General features: G+C 68.0%; 8 protein-coding genes. 6 read left to right on the forward strand and 2 right to left on the reverse strand.

The features are described 5' to 3' along the window. Together DSP71_RS07995 and DSP71_RS08000 are read right to left on the reverse strand one after the other, a co-directional pair. A partial coding sequence (locus tag DSP71_RS07995) for a hypothetical protein (RefSeq protein WP_220151095.1) occupies positions 1–461 on the reverse strand: 461 nt, incomplete at its 3' end. After that, complete coding sequence (locus tag DSP71_RS08000; protein WP_113680811.1) at positions 461–1228, reverse strand: ABC transporter ATP-binding protein; 768 nt, start codon at positions 1226–1228, stop codon at positions 461–463. The genes DSP71_RS08000 and DSP71_RS07995, both read right to left, overlap by 1 nt. A gap of 108 nt (positions 1229–1336) precedes the next feature. Here DSP71_RS08000 and DSP71_RS08005 point away from each other — a divergent pair, with 108 nt between their 5' ends. The 6 genes from DSP71_RS08005 (at position 1337) to DSP71_RS08030 (ending at position 5698) form a co-directional block, all read left to right on the forward strand. Then, positions 1337–2569 (forward strand): sensor domain-containing protein, encoded by a 1233-nt coding sequence (locus DSP71_RS08005; RefSeq protein ID WP_258546327.1) that lies wholly within the window; start codon positions 1337–1339, stop codon positions 2567–2569. Next, entirely contained in the window at positions 2557–3195 is a 639-nt protein-coding gene (locus DSP71_RS08010) for a response regulator transcription factor (RefSeq protein ID WP_113680813.1), read from the forward strand. Before DSP71_RS08005 ends, DSP71_RS08010 begins: the two co-directional genes overlap by 13 nt. 247 nt (positions 3196–3442) lie before the next feature. Next, a complete protein-coding gene (locus DSP71_RS08015) occupies positions 3443–3793 on the forward strand; it encodes a PadR family transcriptional regulator (RefSeq protein ID WP_046748117.1) in 351 nt (116 codons plus the stop codon). Positions 3794–3795: 2 nt separating this feature from the next. After that, positions 3796–4164, forward strand: coding sequence for a DUF1048 domain-containing protein (locus tag DSP71_RS08020; protein ID WP_061017439.1), 369 nt, complete (start codon positions 3796–3798; stop codon positions 4162–4164). Next, positions 4161–4934 carry an ABC transporter ATP-binding protein gene (locus DSP71_RS08025; RefSeq protein WP_113680814.1) on the forward strand — a complete coding sequence of 258 codons (774 nt, stop codon included), beginning with the start codon at positions 4161–4163 and terminating at the stop codon, positions 4932–4934. The genes DSP71_RS08020 and DSP71_RS08025 overlap by 4 nt, the downstream gene beginning before the upstream one ends. Continuing rightward, entirely contained in the window at positions 4931–5698 is a 768-nt protein-coding gene (locus DSP71_RS08030) for an ABC transporter permease (protein ID WP_113680815.1), read from the forward strand. Before DSP71_RS08025 ends, DSP71_RS08030 begins: the two co-directional genes overlap by 4 nt. Positions 5699–5737: the final 39 nt, after the last annotated feature.

Genomic DNA, 5737 nt, shown 5'->3' on the forward strand with positions numbered 1-5737 from the left:
ACGGTGACGACGACCTCATCCGCCGCCGCGGGTTCCTGCCCCTCATGCAGCTCGAAGCCGGTCAGCGCGGTGGCGGGCCAGGGGTGCGCCTCGACCACGACGGCACCGGCCGCATCCGCTTCCTGCAGGACGAGAGGAACCGTGACGTCGGCGACGACGCGGTCGACTCCCGGAAGGGCGGCGATGTCGCGCACCGCGTCGACCGGCAGCGGCGCGCGCTCCCGGAGGGGAACCGGCAGGTCCTCCGGCACATCCACCTGCTGTGGCGCACCGACCACGATGTCGACCGCGGAGTAGCGCTCGGGCGCCAGCCCTCCGCGCATGCCGGATTCGACGAGCACGCCGAGGCCCGTCACCAGTGCGCTCGCGACGAACACCGCGACCGCCACGCCGACGAAGCTTCCGCGGTGATGGCGAAGGTCGGCGCCGACAAGTCGCCCCAGACCCAGCGACCCCGACATCACCACTCGCCCAATGCGCTCATGCGGGCGTTGATCTGCGCAGGGTCGGCACCGTCGAGGTATCCCGCGAAGGCTCCGTCGGCGAGGAAGATGGTGCGATCCGCGTGCGCGGCCACCACGGGGTCGTGGGTCACGACCACGACGGTCTGATTCAGCTCTCGTGCCGTGTGCGCGAGCAGATCGAGCACCTGCTTGCCCGAACGGGAGTCGAGGGCGCCGGTCGGCTCGTCGCCGAACACCACATGGGGCCGGGTGATGAGCGCGCGGGCGATCGCCACCCGCTGCTGCTGACCGCCGGAGAGCTCGGACGGGCGGCGGCGGCGGAACTCGGTGAGCCCCACGGCGTGGAGCAGGAAGTCGAGCCACTGCGTTTCGAGACGACGGGCGCCGAGCCGCAGCGGCAGCGTGATGTTGTCCTCGACGTTCAGAGCCGGCAGCAGGTTGTACGCCTGGAAGACGAATCCCACGTGATCACGACGGAACGCCGTGAGCTGGCGCGCCTTCAGCCCCGAGATCTCGGTCCCGCCGAGGTGCACGGTGCCGCTGCTCGGCCGGTCGAGTCCCGCAGCGCTGTGCAGCAGGGTGCTCTTGCCCGAGCCGGACGGGCCCATGATCGCGGTGAACGTGCCCTTCGCGATGGCGAGATCCACGCCGCGCAGGGCGGTGACGCGGCTGGCGCCGGAACCGTAGGTCTTGACGACGGACTGCAACCGGAGTGCTTCGGAGGGCCGCGTGTTCACGGCCGAGGCGAGTGGTGTGGAGGTCATGATTCGACGCTAGGGACGGGCCGGGCGGCATCCCATCCCGCCCGCTGCCGCTTCGATGGTGGGGCTGGCTATACCGTGCCGTCGCGATCGCTCGGGCAGACTGTGAGAGTGAAGGACCGATGGATGCGCCGCTGGTTGCGAGCGTGGGGATACCTGGCCGTCGAGGCCGCGGTCTCGATCGCATCCGTGGTGTTCCTCTGCCTGGGCATCGTGCTGCTCCCCTTCATGATCCTCACGGGCGGCGTGCTGCTCATGCCCGAGGCCGTGCAGAGCCTGCACCGCTGGACAGACCTGAACCGTCGACGTGTGGGCGCCTACCGGGGCGAGGAGCTGACGCCGATCGGCCACGTGCTCCCGCCGGGCTCAACGCTCGACGATCGTCTGCGCTTCGCGTTCTCGCGCGCCACCGGCCGAGACGTGCTGTGGCTGGCGGTGCAGGGGATTCCGGTGCTGTTCGTCTCTCTTCTGACGATCTCGCTCCCCGTCGCGGCGATCAACACCCTCGCCATCACCTACTACTGGCAGTTCGCCCCCGCCGACGACCCGGTCGGCTCGGTCTACCCCGTCACATCCTGGGAGCTCGCGGCCACGATGCCGCTGCTCGCGGTGGCGTATGCGCTCCTCGCGGTCTTCCTGATCCCGGCCGTCGCCCGTCTGGTGTCGTTCGTGTCGGCGAAGCTGCTCGCGACGCCGGAGAAGTCGCGCCTCGCGGCCCGTGTCGACGCCCTGACCCTCAGCCGTGCTGCCGCGCTCGACGCCCACGCGGCCGAGCTGCGCCGGATCGAACGCGATCTGCACGACGGTGCGCAGAACCGCCTGGTCAACGTGGTGATGATGCTCGGGATCGCCGAGCGCGCGCAGGAGATCGGCGGCGACGTGCTCGAACCCCTGCGGCGAGCGCAGGATGCCGCAACCGAGGCGCTCGCAGGGCTCCGCCGCACGGTGCACGACATCTACCCGCCGATCCTCGATGAGCTCGGTCTGGAGGGAGCCCTGGCCTCGCTCGCCGGGCGCACCGTGGTGCCCTGCACGGTCGAGACGGACCAGATCGGACGTGTGCCGGCGGCGGTCGAGTCGGCCAGCTACTTCGTCGTGGCGGAGGCGCTCACGAACGTCAGCAAGTACAGCGAGGCGACCCGGGCCGCGGTGCGGGTCGAGCGCGACGGCGAGCTTCTGGTCATCACGGTCGAAGACGACGGTGTGGGCGGCGCGGTCGAGCGACCCGGCGGTGGGGTCGCCGGCATCCGTCGCCGCATCGAGGCGTTCGAGGGCACCCTTGACGTGACGAGTCCAGTCGGGGGCCCCACCACCCTGAGAGCGGAGCTGCCATGCGGATCGTGATCGCCGAAGACGACACCCTGCTGCGCGAGGGGCTGGCGCTGCTGCTGCGTAGCGAGGGGTTCGATGTGGTCGCCGCCGTCGACAACGCCGACGATTTCCTCGACCGACTGGATGAGGCGGATGCCGCGGTGGTCGACGTGCGGATGCCGCCGACGTTCACCAGCGAGGGCTTGAAGGCCGCCGCCGAGGCCCGTGCCCGTCGCCCCGGCTTCCCCGTGCTCGTGCTGTCGGCATACGTCGAGGATCGCTATGCCGGTGAGCTGCTGGCAGCGGGAGCCGACGGTCTCGGCTACCTGCTCAAGGAACGCGTCGGCAAGGTCGCGGCGTTCGTCGACGCCCTGCACCGCGTGGCCGCCGGGGGCACGGTGATGGATCCCGAGGTGATCTCGCAGTTGATGAGCCGTCGTCGCGCCGACGACCCGGTGCAGACGCTGACTCCGCGCGAGCGCGAGGTGCTCGGCCTTATGGCGGAAGGCCTCGACAACGGCACGATCGCCGACCGGCTCTTCGTGACCGAGACCGCGGTGAGCAAGCACATCGGCAATATCTTCGCCAAGCTCGGCCTCGCCTCGAGCGACAGCGGCCACCGCCGCGTGCTCGCCGTCCTGGCCTACCTCCGCTCCTAGCCCCCCCCGCTCCCTCCCCCCTCTCCCCTCCCTCCTCCACCCCCTCTCGGCGCTGAGACCCACTCTTGCCGCCGAGACCCACGGCTCTAGGCGCGTGCAGGCGTGGGTCTCGGCGCAGGCGATGGGTCTCGGCGTCGAGCGTGGGAAGAAACTTGGTATTTAGTGTTGCTAAGTACCGGTACTCAGTGTTACTTTGTACCGGTACCCAGCAACACTGAGTACTGAACCGAGAAGAGAGGAGGACCTGATGGGCAAGCAGATGACCGAGATGCTCAAGGGCACTCTGGAGGGCATCGTTCTGGCCCTCCTCGCCGAGCAGCCGGCATACGGGTACGAGATCACCACACGCATCCGCGACCACGGATTCACCGACATCGCCGAGGGCACGATCTACGCACTCCTCGTGCGCATCGAGCAGAAGAGCCTCGTCGACGTCGAGAAGGTCCCGAGCGAGAAGGGTCCGCCCCGCAAGGTGTACACCCTGAACGCGCAGGGCCGGCAGGAGCTCGAGGAGTTCTGGAAGACCTGGGATTTCCTCAAGACGCACATCGAACAGCTGAACAGCACGAACACCGACACCACGAACAAGGAGAACTGATCATGGCCGCGAAGTGGATCGAAGCGATCACCGGATCACTCGAAGAGAAGAAGCTGTACAAGCAGGCCCAGGCCCGCATCAACGCGCTGCCCGAGCCGTACCGCGAGATGGCGAAGGCGCAGCAGCGCTACAACATGTATTACGGCGGCGTCACCGACGGCGACACAATCGTGAAGATGTTCCTCGACATCGCCGACATGTGGGAGCGCGCCGCACTCGACGGCACCCCGGTCAGCGCCATCGTCGGAGACGACCCGGTCGAGTTCGCCGAGAACTACGCCGCCGCGTACGGCGGACGGCAGTGGATCGACAAGGAGCGCGCACGCCTCATCAAGGCGTTCGACGACGCGAAGAAGAAGGAGGAATCATGACGAACCCCGCCATCTCGGTGCACGGCATCGAGAAGTCCTACAAAGATCTGCACGTGCTGCGCGGCGTCGACTTCGAGGTCGAGAAGGGCAGCATCTTCGCCCTCCTCGGCTCGAACGGCGCCGGCAAGACCACCATGGTGCGCATCCTCTCCACCCTGCTGAAGTCGGATGCCGGAACCGCGACGGTGCAGGGCGTGGATGTGGCCGCAGACCCGGTCGGAGTGCGCGAGCGCATCAGCCTCACCGGACAGTTCGCCGCGGTCGACGAGATCCTCACCGGACGCGAGAACCTGGTGCTCGTCGCGAAGCTGCGGCATCTGCCCGACGCCGGGAAGGTCGCCGACGACCTGCTCGCCACGTTCCGTCTGACGGAGGCCGGCGGGCGCAAGGTCGGCACCTACTCAGGCGGTATGCGTCGCCGGCTCGACATCGCGATGAGTCTGGTCGGCGACCCCGAAGTCATCTACCTCGACGAGCCCACGACCGGCCTCGACCCCGAAGCCCGCATCGAGGTGTGGGGCGTGGTCAAGGAGCTCGCGAACACCGGCACCACCGTGCTGCTCACCACGCAGTACCTCGACGAGGCCGAGCAGCTGGCCGACCGCATCGCGATCCTGCACGAGGGCCGCATCATCGCGAACGACACCCTCGCCGGGCTCAAGCGCCTGCTTCCGGCCGCGAAGGTCGAGTACGTCGAGAAGCAGCCCACCCTCGAGGAGATCTTCCTCACCCTCATCGGCCCCTCATCCGGAAAGGAGAAGGCAGCATGACCACGCACTTCGCCGCCGACACGGCGACACTCACCGGCCGCTCCATGCGGCACATCTTCCGCAGCCCCGACACGATCATCACCACGGCAGTCACCCCGATCGCCCTGATGCTCCTGTTCGTGTACGTCTTCGGCGGCGCCCTCCAGCAGAGCACCGGCGTCGACAACTACGTGAACTACCTGCTGCCGGGCATCCTGCTCATCGCGATCGCGTCGGGCATCGCCTACACGGCGTTCCGGCTGTTCACCGACATGCAGAGCGGCATCTTCGAGCGGTTCCACTCCATGCCGATCGCCCGATCGAGCGTGTTGTGGGCCCACGTGCTCACGTCCCTCACGGCGAACGCCATCACCCTGGCGATCATCTTCGGCGTCGGATTCCTCTTGGGCTTCCGCACCGGGGCGAGCTTCTGGGCCTGGCTCGGAGTCATCGGCATCCTGATGCTGTTCACGCTGGCACTCACCTGGCTGGCGATCATCGCGGGCCTGAACGCCAAGACGGTCGACGGCGCGAGTGCCTTCTCGTACCCGCTGATCTTCCTGCCGTTCATCAGCTCGGCGTTCGTGCCCACCGACACCATGCCGGCACCGGTGCAGTGGTTCGCAGACAACCAGCCCGTCACCTCGATCGTCAACACCATCCAGGCGCTGTTCGCGCAGGAGCCGGTCGGGTCCGAGATCTGGGTCGCCCTCGCCTGGTGCGTCGGGATCCTCGTGGTCGCCTACGTGTTCGCGATCATCTCCTACCGGAAGAAGGTCAGCTGATCGACGCCAAGCGAGACGGAACGCTCCGACCGGGGACTT

Source organism: Microbacterium sp. H6, from assembly GCF_003314775.1.
Classification (GTDB): Bacteria; Actinomycetota; Actinomycetes; order Actinomycetales; family Microbacteriaceae; genus Microbacterium; species Microbacterium oxydans.

Bases quoted from the DNA above. Each gene is read 5' to 3' on its own strand.
- DSP71_RS08000 (WP_113680811.1), bottom strand. From the start codon at position 1,228: ATGACCTCCACACCACTCGCCTCGGCCGTGAACACGCGGCCCTCCGAA.
- DSP71_RS08010 (WP_113680813.1), top strand. From the start codon at position 2,557: ATGCGGATCGTGATCGCCGAAGACGACACCCTGCTGCGCGAGGGGCTG.
- DSP71_RS08015 (WP_046748117.1), top strand. From the start codon at position 3,443: ATGGGCAAGCAGATGACCGAGATGCTCAAGGGCACTCTGGAGGGCATC.
- DSP71_RS08020 (WP_061017439.1), top strand. From the start codon at position 3,796: ATGGCCGCGAAGTGGATCGAAGCGATCACCGGATCACTCGAAGAGAAG.
- DSP71_RS08025 (WP_113680814.1), top strand. From the start codon at position 4,161: ATGACGAACCCCGCCATCTCGGTGCACGGCATCGAGAAGTCCTACAAA.
- DSP71_RS08030 (WP_113680815.1), top strand. From the start codon at position 4,931: ATGACCACGCACTTCGCCGCCGACACGGCGACACTCACCGGCCGCTCC.